Here is a 20,882-nt window from a genome sequence, read left to right on the forward strand (position 1 = left end):
TTTATTACAGAAAATCCGCGAGGGTTTTTAGATATAGTAGAGAACAAGCAATTACTTATATCCCGGTGTTGTAAACAGTTTTTACTTATCCATATTGTAAACTTTTAAGCTAATTACAATGCCTTTACTATCAAATTTTAACATCAGTTGCTTTTCACATTTTTCGTGATCTGATGAATCCAGGCAATAGCCGTAAAAATATTCAACTATTCCAAAGTTAGGTGTTTCAAAGTCAGGATATCCTAATAATTCAATGATTTCAGTTTTTGTTTTACCATTAAACTCATATTCGTCCTGTAAGTTATTCATCATATTCCAACGAAGTTGATAATCACTTTTCAATTCCGTCCAATTTTTCCACTTTTCAGAGTCAAACTTTTCATTAGTATTCTCTTTGAGAAAATATCCTATTAAGATTATCATTCCGAAAATCAGAATTCCATATTTTAATGTTTTTTTCAATGTTCTTCTGAAATTGTTTACAACGGTTTTGTATAAAAATAGTTGCGCTTTTATCGACGAGGATTTTCCGTAGGAAAATCAGAAGTTGGTAAAAAAGCGACGACCATAATTAAAGCTTAATGTAGCAATTTTTTTATGCATTGTTGTGAGCTGGCTTTTTAAATTCAGATTCATAGCGTTTTTTATAGAATTATTTGATAAAATTCCGTTATTAGATTTTTAGGCTTTGCCGAAGATTGTGGCCAAGTAAATAAACAGAAATGAAAAAATCCAACTTGTATAAATGCAAAGTATATCACTATCCACTTCCATAAGAATGATTTAAAAATTTTCAGAATTACTATCGTTAAAATTAAATTCATTATAATCAAAACCGGCATATAGATAATTCGGCTCAATCCAGTATTTGGGAAAAGCTCTATCAAGAGCAATGTCTCAGCAATCCCAATTATCAGTGATAGAATTATGATTATATATCGCATTTTCAATTTTTCAGCTTGCTCACAACGGTCTCGGCTATGAGTAGTTGCGTGGGTTAGCACTTAACTTTGCAAGTACGCACCAAACTAAAAATCCGCTAGGATTTTCAGAAGTAGGCGAGAACAAGCAATTACTTATAGCCATTGTTGTAAGCCGTTTTTTTATTCCTTTATTGTTGCAAATTTGTCAATATTATTCTCGATTAAATCTGCAACTTGTTTGTACAGTTTTTTCTTAAATTCTTTGTCGTAATAATAATCCTCAATCTTTTCGGTCGATTTTAATTCTTTATATCCATCTGCGAACGAATTCCATCTTTTTTCCCAATCTTTGGATTCATCATTAAAAACCTCTTTTAGTTCGCTAATTTTTGACGATTTCCCAGTTAATTCTTTCAATACGTTTTCATAGTCAGTTTCCAATTCCGTCATTTTTAGTTCGTCCCAAGTTTCCGCAACTGCAACAATAAATTCAGGTCGGTTGAAAATAAATTGATAAACTCCGCCATTGTCAGTATCTCCGTTAAATGATAAAAACGCCCAAAATATTTTTTGTTCACGGGTTAATTTAGTCCATAATTCGTTGTAGTCTTCAATTCCACTTTTTGCAACTGTTTCATCAAAGAATTTATACATATATTCCCACATTCTGTTATCGTATTCGTCAAATTCATTCCAATCATATTTGGTCTTTGTTGAATCAAGCCACGTTTGAGGAATTTCCATTGAAATCTGTAATTCACTTTGGTTTCCGTCATTCAATGAATAGAAAGTAGTTGGTTTTGTGTTTTCAGATGTAGATTCTGTCGTATTTTGTTTCTTTTTATTTAGGTAAACAAACAAAAGTCCGATTGCTATAATTATTCCGATTATTATTTTCATTGGCGTTTTTCTCGAATGGCTTACAACTTGTTATATCATAACATTTATTAACGATATCCCGTAAATAAGTCAGGATATCGTAAAATTATTGTTACTGTTATCCTGTAAATATAATTTTTTTATTTAAATCTTATTTTAATTTATAAGCCTTAATATGAAGATGTATTTACTTGTTTAAATTGGGAGGAAGATGTGAAAATAAAAAAAGCCTTTCTTATTGAACAAGAAAGGCTTTTGCAGTAAAATTTATTTATTACTTACTTAAAAACAGTATTTATTTTCAGCTTTTACTTTTTCTGCTATTTCGTTACGTAAATCTACAATATCTGGATAGTTGGTGTATTTTGTATAACGTTTAAGACCCATAAGCATCATTCGTTGCTCATCGCCTTCAGCAAAAGAAATAATACTTTCTTTTCCTTTACCTTCAACAATACTTACTGCATTGTATAAATATAATTTAGACATAGCAATTTGTACCGCTTGTTCTTTTTCGCTGGTACGCTTCGCATTTTTCTCGGTTCTTAAAATTGCCGACTCTGCCATATAAATTTCAATTAAAATATCGGCAGCTGCTATTAATAATTGCTGGTGTTGGTCTAACTCGGTTCCATATTTTTGAACCGCAGCTCCAGCTACCATTAAAAATACTTTTTTAAGTTTGGCAATCATGTCTTTTTCTTCTGAAAATAGCTCAGAATAATCTGGTGTTTCAAAAGAAGGAATGCCCATTAGTTCATTTTGAACTTCTGTAGCTGGTCCTAATAAATCCACATGACCTTTCATAGCTTTTTTAACTAACATACCAACCGACAACATACGGTTAATTTCGTTAGTACCTTCGTAAATACGTGCAATACGCGCATCTCTCCAAGCAGCTTCCATAGGCGTTTCTTCAGAAAAGCCCATTCCTCCAAAAATCTGGATGCCTTCATCTGCACAATTTTGTACATCTTCAGACACCGCAACTTTTAAGATAGAACATTCTATAGCATATTCTTCAACACCTTTGAGCTCTGCTTCCTGATGTGTATTTCCAGCAGCTTCACGTAAAGCAATGCGGTCTTCTATATTTTTAGACGCTCTGTAAGTAGCACTTTCTCCAACATAAGCATCGGTAGCCATTTTGGCTAACTTCATTTTAATAGCACCAAAGTCTGCAATAGGCGTGTTAAATTGTTTACGTTCGTTCGCATAGTTTACAGCTGTTGTTAAAATACGACGTTGCGAATCTAAACAAGCTGCAGCTAACTTAATACGTCCAACGTTAAGCGCATTCATTGCAATTTTAAAACCTTCGCCGCGTCCAGCCAACATATTTTCTATAGGCACTACAGTATCATTAAAAAATACCTGACGAGTAGAACTTGCTCTAATTCCTAATTTATGCTCTTCTTCACCCATAGAAATTCCATTCTTTGGGTCGTTTTCAACAATAAAACCAGTAATATTTTTATCATTTTCTAAACGGGCAAATACAATAAATACGCTACAGAAACCTGCATTCGATATCCACATTTTTTGTCCGTTAATTTTATACGATTTTCCATCTTCCGATAAAGTTGCAGTTGTTTTACCAGAATTAGCATCCGATCCTGCACCAGGTTCTGTTAAACAGTAAGCTCCAAACCATTCTCCGGTAGCCAATTTAGGAACATATTTTTGTTTCTGTGCTTCTGTACCATATAAGGTAATTGGCATTGTACCAATACCGGTATGTGCTCCAAATGCAGTACTGAAAGATCCTGTTCCAGACGAAATATAATCGCAGGTTAAAACGGTTGAGACAAATCCCATCCCTAATCCGCCATAAGCTTCAGGAACAGCAACTCCTAAAAAGCCCATTTCTCCAGCTTTACGCATTACTTCTTCTGTAAGTGCATAGTCTTTAGCCTCAAATCTGTCTTTATGAGGTATAATTTCACGGTCATTAAATTCCATAACCGATTCTTTCATCATTTTTTGTTCTTCTGAAAAATCTTCAGGTGTAAAAACCTCTTCACATTTTGTTTCTTTTACTAAGAATTGACCGCCACGTAGGATGTCTTTATCTGTTTCTGCCATTTTATTTAGTATTAGTTTTTTTGTTATTAGTGTTTGTTCGAGCAAAGTCGGAACTTTTTATAAATTGTCCATTTATAGGTCTCGACTTCTCTCGACCGGACAGAGATTATTTTTAGTTTAAAAACTCAAATATTCCACAAGCACCTTGACCTGTTCCGACACACATCGTTACAGCGCCATATTTGCCAACCATATTTCGTTTACGCATTTCGTCAAATAATTGTACCGATAATTTGGCACCTGTACAACCTAATGGGTGACCTAAAGCAATAGCGCCACCATTTACATTGATGATATCTGGGTTAAGGTTTAATTCACGAATGACTGCTAAAGATTGAGAGGCAAATGCTTCATTTAATTCAATTAACTCTAAATCTTCTTGCTTTAATCCTGCTTGTTTTAAAGCTTTTGGAATTGCTTTAACAGGTCCAATTCCCATAATACGAGGTTCTACACCAGCTGCAGCATAATTAACTAATCGTGCAACAGGTTCTAGATTTAATTCTTTCACCATATCTTCACTCATAACCATAACAAACGCCGCTCCATCACTCATTTGAGAAGAGTTTCCAGCGGTTACGCTACCTCCAGCAGCAAATACAGCTCTTAATTTTGCTAAGGCTTCTTTGCTCGTGCCTGCACGCGGTCCTTCATCTTTAGTAACAGTGTAGGTTTTGGTTGCTTTTTTTCCGTTAGCATCAAGATAAGTCTGTTCCACATCTATAGGAACAATCTGGTCTTGAAAACGGTCTTCAGCTAAAGCTTTTAAGGCTTTCATGTGTGAATTGTAAGCAAATTCATCCTGATCTTCACGAGACACCTTAAACTGTTTCGCAACAGCTTCTGCGGTATTTCCCATACCCCAATAGTAATCTTCGTGACCTGATTTTACAATATCGTAGTTTAATTCGGGTTTAAATCCTGTCATAGGAACCGAGCTCATACTTTCTGCGCCACCTGCAATAATACAATCTGCCATTCCAGCTTGAATTTTAGCGGTTGCCATACCAATGGTTTCTATTCCTGACGAACAAAAACGATTTACGGTTACACCAGGAACATCCACAATATCTAATCCCATTAATGAGATTAATCGTGCCATATTTAAACCCTGAGAACCTTCTGGCATAGCATTACCTACAATTACATCGTCAATACGTTTCGGGTCTAAATTAGGAAGCTCTTTCATCATGTATTTGATGGTTTCAGCAGCTAATTCATCGGTTCTTTTAAAACGGAACACACCTTTAGGAGCTTTCCCAACTGCAGTTCTGTATGCTTTTACTATATATGCTTGTTTCATATTTTATGCTTTTAGCTATTAGCTTTTGGCTTCTAGCGTCTATGAATAGTTTTTTTAATTTGCCAATAGCAAGGAGCTAAAGGCTAATTGCTTTATTTTTTTAATTACGTAAAGGTTTCCCCTTAGTTAACATATGCTGAATTCTTTCCAGAGTTTTACGTTCTGTACATAACGATAAAAAGGCTTCGCGTTCTAAATCTAATAAGTACTGTTCGCTTACTAAGGTTGGTTCAGATAAATCGCCACCAGCCATTACATATGCTAGTTTATTAGCAATTTTCATATCATGCTCACTTATGTAGTTACTGTCCTGCATAGAATCTGTACCTACTAAGAACATCCCTAATGCTTGTTTACCCAAGACCTTAATATCTTTACGTTTTACAGGTTGTGTATAACCCATATCTGCCATAAGTTTAGCGTGTTGTTTCGCCACAGCTAACTGTCGGTCTTTATTTACCACGACTATATCTTTACCTTTTTGTAAAAGATTTAAATCGAAAGCTTCGTAAGCCGATGTAGATACTTTTGCCATACCTATAGTTAAGAAATGCTCTTGTAAAACATTTAACTGTACATCGCCTTTTTGGAATAAGTCCTGCGCTCTTAAAGCCATTTCTTTAGAACCACCACCACCAGGGATGACTCCAACACCAAATTCTACTAAGCCCATATAAGTTTCTGCCGCAGCAACCACTTTATCTGCATGAAGTGATAACTCACAACCTCCACCAAGTGTCATACCATGCGGTGCAGATATGGTTGGAATTGCAGAGTAGCGCATGCGCATCATCGTGTCTTGGAAATACTTAATTGCGGCATTTAATTCGTCATATTCTTGCTCTGCAGCCATCATGAAAATCATCCCAATATTTGCTCCAACAGAGAAGTTTGGACCTTGATTACCAACAACCAAACCAGCAAAGTCTTTTTCAGCTAAATCGATTGCTTTATTAAGACCTGCTAAAACATCGCCACCAATGGTGTTCATTTTAGAACGGAATTCTACATTTAAAATACCATCTCCTAAATCTTGAACAGAAACTCCTGAGTTTTTAAAGACTTCGGTGGTTTTTCTGATATTATCTAATATGATAAAACTATCTTGACCTGGTATTTTTTCTTGCGTTTTATTTGAAATATTGTAAAAATAACTAGCTCCGTCTTTAATAGAGTAGAAGCTATCGCTACCAGAATTTAACATGTCTGCAACCCAGTCTGCTGGTTTTAAACCTTCGGCCTGCATCATTTCGATACCTTTTTGTACGCCAATAGCATCCCAAATTTGGAACGGACCGTGTTCCCATCCAAATCCAGCTTTCATGGCATCGTCTATCTTGTATAAATCGTCTGTAATTTCTGGAATTCGGTTTGAAACGTATGCAAATAATGCAGAAAAACTTTTTCTGTAAAATTCGCCAGCTTTATCTTTTCCTTTAACTAAAACTTTAAATCTATCTGCAACATGATCTATGGACTTTGTAAGTTCTAAAGTTGCAAATTTAGCACGTTTATTAGCTCTGTATTCTAAAGTGTTTAAATCTAAAGATAAAATATCTTTAGAACCATCTGCTTTACGCTCTAATTTATAAAATCCTTGTCCTGTTTTACTTCCTAACAATTTGTTTTCCATCATTGTATTGATGAAATCTGGTAGAACGAAAAGTTCTTTACGCTCGTCGTTAGGACAGTTTTCTCTTATGCCGTTAGCTACATGAACTAGCGTATCAAGACCAACTACGTCTACAGTTCTAAAGGTTGCCGATTTTGGTCGCCCAATAACAGGTCCGGATAATTTATCGACTTCTTCTATGGTTAAATCTAAATCTTTAACGGTATGAAATAAACTCATAATAGAGAAAATTCCAATTCTGTTTCCTATAAACGCAGGTGTATCTTTAGCAACTACAGAAGTTTTTCCTAAAAATTGTTCGCCATAACCATTTAAAAATTCTAAAACAGATGGATCTGTTTTTGGACCTGGAATAATTTCAAACAATTTTAAATAACGTGCCGGATTAAAAAAGTGTGTTCCGCAGAAATTTTTCTGGAAATCTTCACTTCGCCCTTCACTCATAAATTGAATAGGAATACCAGAGGTGTTTGAAGTAATTAAAGTTCCAGGTGTTCTATGTTTTTCTAATTTTTCAAACACCTGCTTTTTAATATCCAGACGCTCCACAACCACTTCCATGATCCAGTCTACGTCTTTAACTTTAGCAATATCATCTTCTAAATTACCAGTTGTAATACGATTGGCAAAAGAAGTATGGTAAATGGGAGAGGGCTTAGACTTTAATGATGCTGTTAAAGCATCATTTACTAATCTGTTTCTAACCACTTTATCTTCTAAAGTTAATCCTTTAGCTTTCTCCTGATCATTTAGTTCTCTTGGTACTATGTCTAATAATAAGACTTCAACACCAATATTAGCAAAATGGCAAGCAATACCGCTTCCCATAATACCAGAACCTATAACAGCAATTTTTTTTATGATACGTTTACTCATAATTATTTTAGCTTGATTTTATTTCGTTTTGATTGTATATTTTTTTATTGGAAACTCTTTCATTGATAAGGTCTGCAACCTCATAAAAATGTTTAAGTTTTTCTTCAGAGACATGATTTCTAATATCTTCATTAAATTTCAATACTTTTTCTTTGGAATATTGGCGCTTCTCTCGACCAAATTCGGTTAAATGTATAATGACGCCTCGCCCGTCTAAAGGATTTGGTTTACGCTCTATAAGTCCTCTTTTTTCCATAGATTTTAAAATACGAGAAAGACTTGTAGCTTCCATACCCATTATTGGACCTAGTGCTGTAGATGATGTTCCTTCTTCTTTATCGATACTTAACAAGGTAAAGCCAGTTGCCATAGTACTATCAAACTTAGCTGCTTCCTCATTATACATTTTGTTAACAGCCAACCAGGTGGTTCTTAACATATAATCTATAGTACGATCTTTCATGTTATAATTTAATATTTAACCAAAGATAAAAAAAAATACTATGCACGCATAGTATTTTTTAGTTAATTTGATGTTATAATTAAATTTATTCAGAAATATTACGAATTATATATTTTTTGATATAAATCTTTATAAATATCTTTAATAATATCACGTTTCATTTTCATGGTTGGTGTTAATTGTCCGCCTTCAATAGACCAAACATCTTTTGTAAGTTCAAAACGTTTGATTTGTTCCCATTTACCAAAATGTGTATTGCAAGAATCTATTTCTCTTTGAATACGTGAGATGACTTCTTCTGAATTAACAATTGCTTCGTTAGTGGTATCTATTTGTTTTCCTTTTTTAGAAATCCAATCTTTTATAAATTCAAAATTGGGTTGGATAAGAGCAGCTGGCATTTTTTGACCTTCACCAATTACCATGACTTGTTCTATAAAACGAGATTGTTTTAATTCATTTTCAAGAAGCGTCGGGATGACATATTTACCACCTGAAGTTTTAAACATTTCTTTTTTACGACCTGTTATTTTTAAAAATCCTTCAGCGTCAATTTCACCTTTATCTCCGGTATGGAAATATGCTCCAGTCATTACTTCATTCGTTTTGGCCTCATCTTTATAATAGCCCAACATAACATTTGGACCTTTAATAAGAAGTTCGCCATCTTCAGCAATTTTAACTTCCACGCCATCTATAGGCTTCCCGACGGTTCCTACTTTAAAGTTTTTGCCACGCATCATCCCAACTGACACTACGGGAGATGTTTCGGTTAACCCATAACCTTCCATAACCTGCATTCCTGCTGCGCAAAATAAACGAGTTAATCTGGGTTGCAGCGGAGCAGAACCAGAAACCATAGTGGACAACTCTCCACCTAAGGCTTCCTGCCATTTACTAAAAATAAGTTTTCTAGCAATGCTTAGCTTAAACTCATACCAAGCACCATTTTCTCTGTAGGGTTTCCACTGTTCTCCTAATTCTATTGCCCAATGGAATAGTTTGTATTTTATTCCTGAAAGTTCAGATCCTTTTGCATAAATTTTATCGTATACTTTTTCAAGTAATCGAGGCACTACACTCATTAAGTGTGGTTGGATTTCTTTAGCGTTTTCTCCAATTTTGTCGATCCCTTCAGCAAAATAAATACTCGATCCAGAATACTGATATAAGTAAATTAACATGCGTTCAAAAATATGGCAGATTGGTAAAAAACTTAAAATACGGGTTTCACCGCTCGTAAGTGGTAATCTAGGGTAACTATTTAAAACATTACTAGTAATATTATCGTGCGATAGCATAACCCCTTTAGGTTTACCTGTGGTACCAGAAGTGTAAATAATAGTTGCCAGATCTGTTGGTTTTACAGCGTCTTTTCTTGCTTCAACTTCAGACTGATTGCTCTCGTCTTTTCCAAGTTTAAATAATTCTGAATAATGTTTGCAACCATTAATATGGTCAAAACTATAAATCTCTTTAATTTTTGTATTATGTTGGACTTTTCTAACCTTTTCTAAAACTTCTTCATCTGAAACAAAGCAATATATAGATTCACTATGGTTTAAAACATATTCATAATCTTCTGCAGTTATCGTTGGATATACCGGGACATTTTGTGCGCCAGTTTGAAGAATACCAATATCCATAATATTCCAATCCGTTCTATTGGTTGATGAAATGACAGCTATTTTATCATCTTTTTGAACCCCCATTTTTAAAAGGGCACGACTTACAGCATTAGCTTTATCGACATAGTCTTTAGATGATGTTTTTATCCACTCACCATTAGTTTTAGTAACTAAAGCTGCTTGTAGATTATATTTTTGTAATTGGTAATGTGGAAAATCAAATAAACGGGTAACTTCTGTCATTGGTTATGATGATAAAATGATATTTAAAAGCAAAATACGATAATAAATTGATACAAAAAAAGGAGTTTTTGTAGAAACTCCTCTTAAATAGTGATAATTAGTTAGATATAATTATTTTTTATTTACAATCCATTTTCTGGCGTTAACAAAAGCTTCTAGCCAAGGAGAGACTTCGTCCTTACGACCGTTTGGATAGTTAGCCCAGTTCCATTGGAATGTAGAACGCTCTATATGTGGCATAGTTACTAGATGTCTTCCTGTTTTGTCGCTCATCATAGCCGTATTAAAATCAGAGCCATTTGGGTTATTTGGATAACCTTCGTAAGCATATTTTGCAACAATGTTATATTTATCTTCGGTATAAGGTAATTTAAATTTCCCTTCACCATGAGAAATCCAAACACCTAGCTCTGTTCCTGCCAAATTAGAAAGCATAACGGAATGATTTTCCTGAATTTTAACAGATGTGAATGAACTTTCGTGCTTTTTAGAATCGTTGTAAGTCATTTTACCATGCTCATCATGCTCCGGATTAATTAAATCCAGTTCCATCCAAAGCTGACAACCATTACAAATTCCAACAGATAAGGTATCTTCTCTTTTAAAGAAATTCTCTAATGCTATTTTTGCTTTCTCATTATATTTAAAAGCACCAGCCCAACCTTTTGCAGAGCCTAACACATCACTGTTTGAAAATCCTCCAACAGCACCAATAAATTGGATATCTTCTAAAGTTTCACGTCCAGAAATTAAATCGGTCATGTGGACATCTTTCACGTCAAAACCAGCTAAATACATCGCATTTGCCATTTCACGCTCAGAATTAGATCCTTTTTCGCGAATAATTGCCGCTTTTGGTCTTTCGTTTGGAAGTGTTCCAATTGTATCTTTTAACTTTCCTGTAAAATGCTGAGGAAATGTATATTTTAAAGGCTGATTTTTAAAGTTTTCAAATCTCGCATCTGCTAAATCGTTAGCCGTTTGTTTGCGGTCTAATAATAAAGAAGTTTTTGACCAGACATCTCTAAGTCTTGAAACTGTCAAGCTAAATACTTCATTATGATTGATGATACTTAAAAAGTCACCTTCCACAACTTTTCCTATATTGAAAAACTCAATATTAGCTTCTTCTAAAACGGCTTCAATGGAAGCATCTTTTGATTGAAATACGATCCCTGAATTTTCAGAAAATAATAACTTAATAGAGTCTTTTTCAGAAAGTGCAGTTAAATCCAACTCGGCACCTAAATCAACTTCAGCAAAACATAACTCCAATAAAGTTGTAATTAATCCACCAGATGCTACATCATGTCCAGCAACAATTTGATGATTTTTTATTAAGTTTTGTATGGTATTAAATACGCGTTTTACATATGCTGCATCAGTAATATTTGGTGTTTCATTTCCTAAAGTATTTAAAGTTTGAGAAAAAGAACTACCACCTAATTTAAATTCATCTTGAGACAAATTAATGTAATAAATATCTCCTGCATTTTGTTGAAGTACAGGTTCTATTACATTTGTAATATCATTACAATTGGCTGCAGCTGAAATAATTACTGTTCCAGGAGAAATAACATCGCCATCAGGATATTTTTGCTTCATTGATAATGAATCTTTACCGGTTGGAACGTTAATTCCTAAATCGATAGCAAATTCTGATATGGCTTGAACCGCTTCATATAAACGTGCATCTTCGCCTTCGTTTTTACAAGGCCACATCCAGTTAGCAGAAAGCGATACACTTTTTAAGTTATCTTTTAATGGCGCCCAGATTATGTTTGTAAGCGCTTCAGTTATAGAATTACGACTTCCAGCAACAGGGTTAATTAAGCCTGAAATAGGAGAGTGGCCAATACTGGTAGCAATACCTTCTTTACCATTATAATCCAGAGCCATTACACCAACATTGTTAAGTGGAATTTGTAAAGCTCCTACACATTGTTGTTTTGCTACTTTACCACCAACACATCTATCTACTTTATTGGTTAACCAGTCTTTAGAAGCTACTGCTTCCAGTTGTAATACGTTATCTAAATAATCATGAAAAGAATCGCTGTTGTAATCTAAATCCTTATAAATTCTTTGGATGGTTTTGTCGGTCATGACTGTTTTTGGAGAACTACCAAACATATCTTCCAATGCTAAATCCATTGGTTTTTCTCCAGTGGTTTTAGATTTAAATGTAAAACGATCATCTCCGGTAACATCTCCAACAGTATACATTGGTGAACGCTCGCGGTCTGCTATTTTTTGTAAAGTGTCTATATGTTTTTCGGCAATAACTAATCCCATACGTTCCTGAGATTCGTTTCCAATAATTTCTTTGGCTGATAAAGTTGGGTCGCCAACAGGTAATTGATCTAAATCTATTTTTCCGCCGGTTTCTTCAACTAATTCTGAAAGACAGTTTAAATGTCCACCAGCACCATGATCGTGAATTGAAACGATAAAGTTTTCATCACTTTCTACCATACCACGAACCGCATTAGCAGCACGTTTTTGCATTTCCGGATTAGAACGTTGAATGGCATTTAATTCTATTCCTGAACTATTTCCTCCGGTATCTGCAGAAGATACAGCAGCGCCACCCATACCTATACGGTAATTTTCTCCACCAAGGATAACTATTTTATCTCCTGTATTAGGTTTGTCTTTTAATGCTTGGTCTGCTTTTCCATATCCAATTCCACCAGCTTGCATAATCACTTTATCAAAACCTAAACGTCTTGCATCTTCTTCATGCTCAAATGTAAGTACAGACCCACAAATTAAGGGTTGACCAAACTTGTTCCCAAAGTCGGACGCACCATTACTGGCTTTAATTAAAATATCCATTGGGGTTTGGTATAGCCATTTACGTTCCTGCATACCATTTTCCCAAGGTCTATTTTCTTCTAATCTTGAGTAAGATGTCATGTAAACCGCAGTACCTGCTAATGGAAGAGAACCTTTTCCTCCAGCCAAACGGTCTCTAATTTCGCCTCCAGAACCAGTTGCAGCACCGTTAAAAGGTTCTACAGTAGTTGGGAAATTATGCGTTTCGGCTTTTAATGAAATAACCGATTCGAAATCTTTAGTTTCATAATAATCTGGCTTATCTGCACTTTTTGGCGCAAATTGTTTCACAACTGGACCTTTTACAAATGCGACATTATCTTTATATGCCGAAACAATATCATTTGGATGTTGTTTCGAGGTTTCTTTAATTAATTTAAATAGAGACGTTTCTTTCTCCTCTCCATCAATAATAAAAGTGCCATTAAATATTTTATGACGACAATGTTCTGAATTAACTTGAGAAAATCCAAAAACTTCAGAGTCGGTTAGAGAGCGTCCAATTTTTTTAGCAACACTTTCTAGGTAAGCTACCTCTTCATCACTTAAAGCTAAACCTTCTTTGTCGTTATAATTCGCTATGTCTGTAATGTCTTTAACTGCTTCAGGCTGAATATTTATGGTAAACATGTCCTGATTTAGACTGTTAAATTTCTCAGAGATCATAGGATCAAAATCCTTGAAATCTTCAGTAGAAGCCTTAAACTCTTCAATTCTTATAATATCAGAAATTCCCATATTTTGAGTAATTTCTACTGCATTAGTACTCCAAGGGGTTATCATAGCTGCTCTAGGTCCAATAAAAAAAGCATCTACAGATGCTTGTTCTAATTTTGGCTGGTCGCCAAATAACCATGATAATTTTGAAATACTTTCGTTAGATAATTCTTTTGTTGTTTGAACAGCAAAAACCTTACTGTTTACGTTTCCAAAGAAATGAATCATTAGGTGATGATTTTAGAGTAAATATTAAGTTACAAATTTAGAATTTTTAGTTTAAAATTCGTTGAAAATAATGGAGTTAATTTTTTAGTTATTCACGAGGTTTTAAACAAAAAAAAGCGACTTAGTAAAGTCGCTTTTTTAAATTATTTTATAATAAGTTTTTTTGAAATAGTTCCAGAGGAACTTTCCAATTTAACAATGTAAACACCAGGCTTTAGTTTAGTAAGGTTTACTTTATTGTTTTTTGGTGTTACTTTGATTTCAAACACATTTTGACCTAAAACATTAAAAATACTTACGTTGAGATTTTTAGGGGTTCTAACGGTTAAAATCTGATTTGTTAACGGATTTGGGTAAATAGATATATCGCTATCATTTAAAGAAAATGATTTTGTAGATAATACAGATTGCCAGATGGTCTGTACATAAGAAGGATTATCTATAAAAGGATTTCTATTGTTGTGTTGTGTGAAAATTGCATTATTTCTATCAATTTCACGTTGAGATACAGGATCTTGGATATGCCAATTGTATAATATATCTAGAAAAGGTTGAGCAATAGCTTGGCTAGCAGAACCATCAAACATTGGGTAAGAGTTGTAACTAGTTAAGTTATCTTCATAACGGGTTACAAAATAAAAGTAGATTCTAGCTATGTCACCTTTAAATTCATCTATTGGTTCAAAAACAGTGTTAGTATAACCAGCTGCATAATCTGCATTTCTATTAAGCCCAATTTTTGTACCATTGGTAAAAGTTTGTGTTGCATTATCTGTTTCCCCGTAAGGTGTTACATTTCTTTGACCGTTAATATACTTATCAGAAGGAATTACAAAATGGGCATCACTACGTTCAGGGAAACTACCACCAAAAACTGAATTTGGAATGGTGTGTTCTCTATTAAAACGTTGCCCTTCAGCTGTTCCTAAAGTCCCATCATCTTGCTGTGCGCTTCCATAAATATATTCATAGTTGTCTGGTCCAGATGGTATTTCAGAATACATATCTAAAATCACCTTGTTTGTTGCAGGAATTGGACCGGAATGATCATAATAAATATCAACATCAGATAATTCATAAGTATTATATAAATCGCCATACGATAATTGAACCGACTGATACTCTGGAGATAGTCCGTCATTATTGTTGTCGATTATTCTTTTTAATTGAGTTTTTAATGTAAACCCAGTTCCAGTAGCAGAGTCATAATATCCCGCTGGTATTTGGGCAAATAGAGAATTTGCAATTAGCAATACAGTTAATAATAAGTAGTTTTTTTTCATATCTAAATTATTTTCTTTTTAATAAAGCCATATAAAAGCCGTCAAAACCACTTTCATAAGATAATACTTTTTTATCTTTTACTAAAGTAAATTCTTCGTTGTCCTTTAAAAATTTGTTTACTTGTTCCTGATTTTCAGAAGGTAAAATAGAACAAGTGGCATAAACCAACTGCCCTCCAGACTTTACCATTCTAGAATAAGTACTTAAAATTTCTTCTTGAGTAGCTCTAATTCTATCTAAAAATTCTGGTTGCAGTTTCCATTTTGCATCTGGGTTACGTCTTAAAACACCTAAACCAGAACAAGGTGCATCTATTAAAACGGCATCTGCCTTGTCATATAACTTTTTAATCACTTTCGTACTTTCTATATGTCTAGGTTCTATATTATGAGCGCCATTACGTTTAGCACGTCTTTTTAATTCTTTTAATTTATGGTCATAAATATCTAAAGCAATAATTTGCCCTTTATTTTCCATAATAGAAGCTAAATGTAATGTTTTACCACCAGCACCAGCACAAGTATCTACCACTCTCATACCTGGTTGGATATTCAAAAAAGGTGCCACAAGTTGCGAGGACGCATCTTGAACTTCAAATAACCCATTTTTAAAAGCATCTGTTGTAAAAACATTACCACGTTCTTTTAAAATTAGAGCATCTGGATAATTTTTATCTTCAGTAGTTTCAATATCTAAATCAAATAATTCAGCCTTTAACTTTTCTTTTGTGGTTTTAAGTGTATTTACTCTTAAAATCACTTCGGCCTGCTGGTTTAAAGATTCAATTTCTTTAGACCATTTTTCCTCACCCAATTCTTTAACACCAAGTTCGTCTAACCAATCTGGAATGGATTGTTTAATTTTTCTAATTTTAGAAAGTTCATCAAAACGACCTTTAATTTTTCGTGTAGGCGTACCTTCAAAGTATTTCCAGTCTGGTAATTTAATGCCTTTTAAAGTGGCCCAAACGGCAAACATGCGCCATACGTCATCTCTTGAAAAAGGTTCTTTAACTTCTGCAATTTCAGCATATAGACGTTTCCAACGTACGATGTCGTAAGTAGTTTCAGCAACAAAACCACGATCGCGGCTTCCCCAGCGTTTATCTCTTTTTAGTAAGCTTTGCACCACTTTATCGGCATATTTACCTTCATTAAAAATTAAAAGTAAACCGTCTACGGTTGCAAAACATAAATTTCTGTGTAATCTCATTTTTTATTATTTAGCCATAATTAGTTATAGCTTTTGCTTAAAAATAAAAGCGTACAAAGGTACATTTAAAATGTAAAATAACTCTATGATTTAGGGTTTTATATAGAAAGTTTTATGGTTTGAGTCTTAGAAAGCTACTACTGTAAGTTTTTATTTCATCTAAGTATATGTTTTATCTATTTATTAGCTCGCAAAGTTTAAGCTTATTTTTCAAGCAACATTTATGATTTTTTTTACTTTTTTGTGATAGTTTTTAATTTATTTAAAAACATCTTGCCGAAATACCGATAAACTCGATAAACCGTTTTTACAGCTACTTTATTAACGTTATGTTAACTTTTAATTGTGAGCTCAAATTTTTCATTAGGATTTAGATAGACTAACTTCACAAAAAAAATATAATGAAAAAGATTTACATTTTAGCAGCGTTTTTAATTTACATTTCTAGTATTGCTCAGGTAGGTATTGGAACAACAAATATTGAAAATGGTGCAGCACTTCAAATCGAAAGTACCTCAAAGGGACTTTTAATACCAAGGGTAGCTTTACAATCAAGAAATAGTGAGGCACCAATTACACCATCGCCTATTGTTACAGGTTTATTAGTCTATAATACGGCTACAGCTGGAGCAGGAGGTAATGCAGTGATTCCAGGATTTTATTATTGGAATGGTAGTTTATGGGTTTCTATTACCGCAAATTCTGTTGGAGGCACTTTCTGGTCGTTATTAGGAAACTCTGGTACTACTCCAGGAACTAATTATTTGGGGACTTCAGACAATTTAGACTTACAGTTCAGGACTAATGCCATTAGAAGAGCTACATTCAAAAATGACGGAACATTAATTTTTGGAAATAATAACAATGCTTTAGCAAATACTTTAACGAGTGTATATCCAGCAGGAACTCAAATCGGAATGTTTGTATTGGCTCAAAACTCACCTCGTGCTATTCGAGCTTTAAATTTTTCTGGGACAGAGTTTGTTATTGATGGAGGTAATTTAGATGCAAATGGTGGTCGAGGAGTTATAGGTATAAGTGCTAATTTAGCAGCAAATACAGCAACTACCGTTACAGGAGTTATAGGTATTGCAGGTAGAACAACTTTTACTGAATTAGCTGGAGAATCTGTTGGTGTATCTGCACAAGGGACAACAGGTATTCACGTAAGAGGTGTGGGGAAAAGCACCACAGATTATTTTGCAGCTTCCTTTGAGTACGATCAAGATAATGATATTAATACATCCACAGGACCATTTGCAAGAATAGCTGGTAAAGATTTTGATTATTTTAATGGAAATGCAAATGCTAGAGATGTTACATATGGAGGATATTTTGATGCAAATGTTAACGCTAATGATTTTGTGTTTGTTGGAGCTAGAAATGATGGCACCTCATATAAAGTTTTAGGTGGAGGTTCTGTGTCTACAATGGTCAAAGATGAAGAAGGAAATAATCGTATACTTCATGCTACTGAAACCCCAGAAATTTTATTTGAAGACTTTGGCTCTTCTAAATTAGTTAATGGAGAAGCTTACATTAATTTAGATCCGCTTTTAGCAAAACACATTTATGTAGACGAAAAATATCCTATACGTGTTTTCATCCAATTAGAAGGCGATTGTAATGGTGTGTATGTTACCGAAAAAACTAAATTAGGTTTTAGAGTTAAAGAGTTACAAAACGGAACATCTAATGTACCGTTTTCATGGAACTTAGTGGCCAATAGAGCAGACGCTTTAAATCCTGACGGTAGTATTTCGTCAAAACACGTTGGCGTACGTTTACCTATTGGGCCTAATAAATTAGAACCATTAAAAGAAACACAGCAAGAGTATGATATTAAAAAATAATATTTTTTAATTAATAATATTAGTAAAAAGCTTTATGTTAAATCATAAAGCTTTTTCTATTTTTAAGAAAAATATTACAACTATGAAATATGTATGGCTTTTAATCTTAGTTTGCTATTCATGTAAGTCTAAGATGCACTCTTCTTTAGATTTAAATGAAAAAAAACAACAATCAAGACTGTTTACTGAAGTTAAAATTATTCCAATAATTGAAGAGGAGACGCTTAATGTAAGGGCTTTAGAAATCGTTGAGGATAAAAATGCCTTAGTTTTTTTAAGTTCTTTAGGAGATTTAGGTGTATATAATAATGAAATAGAAGAACTAATATTTCCTATAGAGATTGAAACGGATTCTATAAAACCAAATTTTAGATCTCTATCTGCACGAAATTCTAGTGGGTATGGTATGAGTATTTCAAGCCCAGCAAAGCTTTACAAATTAGACATTGACCCAAAAAAATCCAATATTGTCTATCAGGAAGACCATGAAAAAGCATTTTATGACTCACTTGAATTTTGGAATGATGATGAAGGTATCGCCATAGGCGATCCAACCGATGATTGTATGAGTATAATTATAACTAGAGATGGAGGAACATCATGGAAAAAAATAACTTGTGAAAATTTACCAGAAGCTAAAGATGGAGAAGCTGCTTTTGCAGCAAGCGATACTAATATTGCCATAGTAGGTGACAAAACTTGGGTAGCCACAGGCGGCAAGGCTAGTCGTATATTGTTTTCTCCTGATAAGGGAAAAACATGGGGCGTTTTTAATACGCCAATAATTCAAGGTTTAGAAACTACAGGTATGTATTCTATAGATTTCTATGATGATTTAAATGGGTTTGCAATTGGCGGGGATTACAAGCTTCCTGAACAGAATAAGGCAAATAAAATTAGAACACAAGATGGTGGTAAAACTTGGGAGCTTGTTGCGGAGAATAAAAATCCTGGTTACAGAAGTTGTGTAAAATATGTACCTAATAGTAATGCTAAACAATTAGTGGCTGTAGGTTTTAATGGTATAGATTACAGTAGTGATGGAGGCAATAATTGGAAACATTTAAGTGATGAAGGTTTTTATACTTTAAGGTTTTCAAATGACAGTATAGCATTTGCTGGAGGAAATGGTCGTGTTAGCAAATTAGTTTTTAAATAAAAAAAACCTTGAAATGGATGTTTTCAATGTTTAAATTCTGATTATTTAATGCGTTTATTTTTTATGTCTGCCCTTAAATTCTTTAATCATTTTCATTTTAAAACTACGCTCTGACTCAAATAATTTAATAATTTTAATATTAGAAATAATACTTTGTAAATTATTTAAATAAGTTGTTTTTAAAACACTTTCTTCTTTCTCGATATTTATCATTTTTGAGATTAAAGATTTAGCATCTGTTTCGCTTATGGTTTCTGTTTTAACCGCAGATATCAAAGTCATTTTTTTCTTTCTTAAAGATTGTCTTTTCTCTTCAAAATCATTATAAATTGGCCAGAATTTTTGTGCCTCAGACTGAGTTAGATTAAGCTGTTCTGTAATATGAGCCACTTTTAGGGCTTCAATTTTTTCTCTTTCTTTTTTTTTGTCATTGTCTTGTGCTGTAACACTAAAAGTTAAAGTTAAAGTCAATAAAAGGGTTATAAATTGTTTCATAATTAATAGTTTATTAAATCATCTACTTCTAAGTTGTCTATGTAATTTTCAAGATTATTAGTTTTAATATCAATAAAATCAGTTTCAGATAACTTTGGGTCAGAGGTTAAACTTTCTAACTCATTATAGCTAATTTCCTCAATTAAATAATTTTCTAAAGTTTGATTCTCAATAGAGTTTATATTTAAAGTATTTTTTGGAATACTTATGGTAAATAATAATAATACAGCAGCTGCAATACTCGTAGCCCATACTATATTTTTTCTATTAAAAATTGAAATAACTTTTGTCTTAGAGGCTATTGCGTCTGTAGAAACTTCAAAATTATTTAAATAATTATCTGGTAATTTAAAACCTGATGATTTATATTTTTCTAAATAAACCTGAGTTTTAATGTTCCGTTCAAGCTCATCAAAATAATAATCTGGTGTTTTAAACCCAGAATTGTATTTTTCTTTTTCTTTCATATAACTAAGACTAAATTGATGATAAAAGGTTTAATGTTCTTTTAAATAGGATTCAATTTTTTTACTTGCGATATGGTAAGAGGCTTTTAGGGCACCTTCACTAGTTTCTAAAATACTAGACATTTCACTATATTTTAATTCCTGAAAATACTTCATATTAAATACCATTTGTTGTTTTTCAGGTAATGCTGCTATAGCTTTCTGAAGTTTAAGTTGAATACTATCTCCTTCAAAATACACATCGGCTTCTAAATTTTTTATAGCTAATTCTTGTGCTTCCTGATTACTTATTTTTAAGCGTTTGGCATTTTTATTTAAATGTGTAATTGCTTCGTTAGTAGCAATTCTGTATAGCCAAGAGTAGAGTTGACTTTCTCCTTTAAACTTATGTATGTTTTTAAAAACCTTAATGAATACATTTTGAAGTACATCATCTGTGTCATCATGAGATTTTAAAATATGACGAATATGCCAATACAAACGTTCTTTGTATTGCGTTATAAGTTGAGAAAAAGCTTTGTTTTTAGTGCTTTCTGTAATTAAAGCTTTTATAAGTTCTTGTTCCTCTAGCACTTTACATCGTTTTATATTAGACT

The 20,882-nt window shown here is 33.3% G+C and carries 15 protein-coding genes; 2 read left to right on the plus strand and 13 right to left on the minus strand.

Translation table 11 applies throughout. The features are described 5' to 3' along the window. Positions 1 to 81: 81 nt before the first annotated feature. The 10 genes from C7H52_RS12235 to C7H52_RS12290 all read right to left on the minus strand — a co-directional run bounded on the left by C7H52_RS12235 (position 82) and on the right by C7H52_RS12290 (position 16,312). Positions 82 to 462, minus strand: coding sequence for a hypothetical protein (locus C7H52_RS12235; RefSeq protein ID WP_106464189.1), 381 nt, complete (start codon positions 460 to 462; stop codon positions 82 to 84). 641 nt (positions 463 to 1,103) lie between these two features. After that, a complete protein-coding gene (locus C7H52_RS12250) occupies positions 1,104 to 1,784 on the minus strand; it encodes a DMP19 family protein (protein WP_181256242.1) in 681 nt (226 codons plus the stop codon). Positions 1,785 to 2,084: 300 nt separating this feature from the next. After that, entirely contained in the window at positions 2,085 to 3,887 is a 1,803-nt protein-coding gene (locus C7H52_RS12255; RefSeq protein WP_106464326.1) for an acyl-CoA dehydrogenase family protein, read from the minus strand. A gap of 112 nt (positions 3,888 to 3,999) precedes the next feature. Further along, positions 4,000 to 5,190, minus strand: coding sequence for an acetyl-CoA C-acyltransferase (locus C7H52_RS12260; protein ID WP_106464193.1), 1,191 nt, complete (start codon positions 5,188 to 5,190; stop codon positions 4,000 to 4,002). A 100-nt stretch (positions 5,191 to 5,290) separates the two neighbouring features. Further along, the gene (locus tag C7H52_RS12265; protein WP_106464194.1) at positions 5,291 to 7,699 is read right to left on the minus strand and encodes a 3-hydroxyacyl-CoA dehydrogenase/enoyl-CoA hydratase family protein; all 2,409 of its coding nucleotides are present in this window, start codon (positions 7,697 to 7,699) and stop codon (positions 5,291 to 5,293) included. 7 nt (positions 7,700 to 7,706) lie between these two features. Continuing rightward, positions 7,707 to 8,162, minus strand: coding sequence for a MarR family winged helix-turn-helix transcriptional regulator (locus C7H52_RS12270; RefSeq protein WP_106464195.1), 456 nt, complete (start codon positions 8,160 to 8,162; stop codon positions 7,707 to 7,709). Between the two features lie 98 nt (positions 8,163 to 8,260). Further along, positions 8,261 to 10,033, minus strand: a complete 1,773-nt coding sequence (locus C7H52_RS12275) for an AMP-dependent synthetase/ligase (RefSeq protein ID WP_106464196.1) — start codon at positions 10,031 to 10,033, stop codon at positions 8,261 to 8,263. A gap of 111 nt (positions 10,034 to 10,144) precedes the next feature. Further along, positions 10,145 to 13,816: a phosphoribosylformylglycinamidine synthase gene (gene purL / locus C7H52_RS12280; protein WP_106464197.1), complete on the minus strand. Its 3,672-nt coding sequence runs from the start codon at positions 13,814 to 13,816 to the stop codon at positions 10,145 to 10,147. Positions 13,817 to 13,959: 143 nt separating this feature from the next. Continuing rightward, positions 13,960 to 15,099 (minus strand): endonuclease, encoded by a 1,140-nt coding sequence (locus C7H52_RS12285; RefSeq protein WP_106464198.1) that lies wholly within the window; start codon positions 15,097 to 15,099, stop codon positions 13,960 to 13,962. 7 nt (positions 15,100 to 15,106) lie between these two features. Next, complete coding sequence (locus C7H52_RS12290) at positions 15,107 to 16,312, minus strand: RsmB/NOP family class I SAM-dependent RNA methyltransferase (RefSeq protein ID WP_106464199.1); 1,206 nt, start codon at positions 16,310 to 16,312, stop codon at positions 15,107 to 15,109. 401 nt (positions 16,313 to 16,713) lie between these two features. Between C7H52_RS12290 and C7H52_RS12295 the strand changes: the two genes are divergently transcribed. Both C7H52_RS12295 and C7H52_RS12300 read left to right on the plus strand, forming a co-directional pair. Continuing rightward, a complete protein-coding gene (locus tag C7H52_RS12295) occupies positions 16,714 to 18,165 on the plus strand; it encodes a hypothetical protein (protein WP_106464200.1) in 1,452 nt (483 codons plus the stop codon). Between the two features lie 34 nt (positions 18,166 to 18,199). Then, entirely contained in the window at positions 18,200 to 19,324 is a 1,125-nt protein-coding gene (locus tag C7H52_RS12300; protein ID WP_245918621.1) for a WD40/YVTN/BNR-like repeat-containing protein, read from the plus strand. Between the two features lie 54 nt (positions 19,325 to 19,378). On the opposite strand, the gene C7H52_RS12305 is transcribed toward C7H52_RS12300, so the two are convergent. From C7H52_RS12305 to C7H52_RS12315, 3 genes are read right to left on the minus strand one after another with little or no spacing between them, the layout of a single operon-like run. Then, positions 19,379 to 19,819, minus strand: coding sequence for a Spy/CpxP family protein refolding chaperone (locus C7H52_RS12305; protein WP_106464201.1), 441 nt, complete (start codon positions 19,817 to 19,819; stop codon positions 19,379 to 19,381). Between the two features lie 2 nt (positions 19,820 to 19,821). Next, positions 19,822 to 20,286, minus strand: a complete 465-nt coding sequence (locus C7H52_RS12310) for a hypothetical protein (RefSeq protein ID WP_106464202.1) — start codon at positions 20,284 to 20,286, stop codon at positions 19,822 to 19,824. 30 nt (positions 20,287 to 20,316) lie between these two features. Beyond that, positions 20,317 to 20,859, minus strand: coding sequence for an RNA polymerase sigma factor (locus C7H52_RS12315; protein ID WP_106464203.1), 543 nt, complete (start codon positions 20,857 to 20,859; stop codon positions 20,317 to 20,319). Between the last annotated feature and the right edge of the window lie 23 nt (positions 20,860 to 20,882).

Origin of the sequence: Aurantibacter aestuarii (assembly GCF_003008425.1) — a bacterium.
Lineage (GTDB): Bacteria > Bacteroidota > Bacteroidia > Flavobacteriales > Flavobacteriaceae > Aurantibacter > Aurantibacter aestuarii.

Coding starts and splice junctions, on each gene's coding strand:
- C7H52_RS12305 (WP_106464201.1), bottom strand. CDS start 19,819: ATGAAACAATTTATAACCCTTTTATTGACTTTAACTTTAACTTTTAGT.
- C7H52_RS12290 (WP_106464199.1), bottom strand. CDS start 16,312: ATGAGATTACACAGAAATTTATGTTTTGCAACCGTAGACGGTTTACTT.
- C7H52_RS12255 (WP_106464326.1), bottom strand. CDS start 3,887: ATGGCAGAAACAGATAAAGACATCCTACGTGGCGGTCAATTCTTAGTA.
- C7H52_RS12295 (WP_106464200.1), top strand. CDS start 16,714: ATGAAAAAGATTTACATTTTAGCAGCGTTTTTAATTTACATTTCTAGT.
- purL (WP_106464197.1), bottom strand. CDS start 13,816: ATGATTCATTTCTTTGGAAACGTAAACAGTAAGGTTTTTGCTGTTCAA.
- C7H52_RS12275 (WP_106464196.1), bottom strand. CDS start 10,033: ATGACAGAAGTTACCCGTTTATTTGATTTTCCACATTACCAATTACAA.
- C7H52_RS12265 (WP_106464194.1), bottom strand. CDS start 7,699: ATGAGTAAACGTATCATAAAAAAAATTGCTGTTATAGGTTCTGGTATT.
- C7H52_RS12310 (WP_106464202.1), bottom strand. CDS start 20,286: ATGAAAGAAAAAGAAAAATACAATTCTGGGTTTAAAACACCAGATTAT.
- C7H52_RS12260 (WP_106464193.1), bottom strand. CDS start 5,190: ATGAAACAAGCATATATAGTAAAAGCATACAGAACTGCAGTTGGGAAA.
- C7H52_RS12270 (WP_106464195.1), bottom strand. CDS start 8,162: ATGAAAGATCGTACTATAGATTATATGTTAAGAACCACCTGGTTGGCT.
- C7H52_RS12300 (WP_245918621.1), top strand. CDS start 18,200: ATGTTAAATCATAAAGCTTTTTCTATTTTTAAGAAAAATATTACAACT.
- C7H52_RS12285 (WP_106464198.1), bottom strand. CDS start 15,099: ATGAAAAAAAACTACTTATTATTAACTGTATTGCTAATTGCAAATTCT.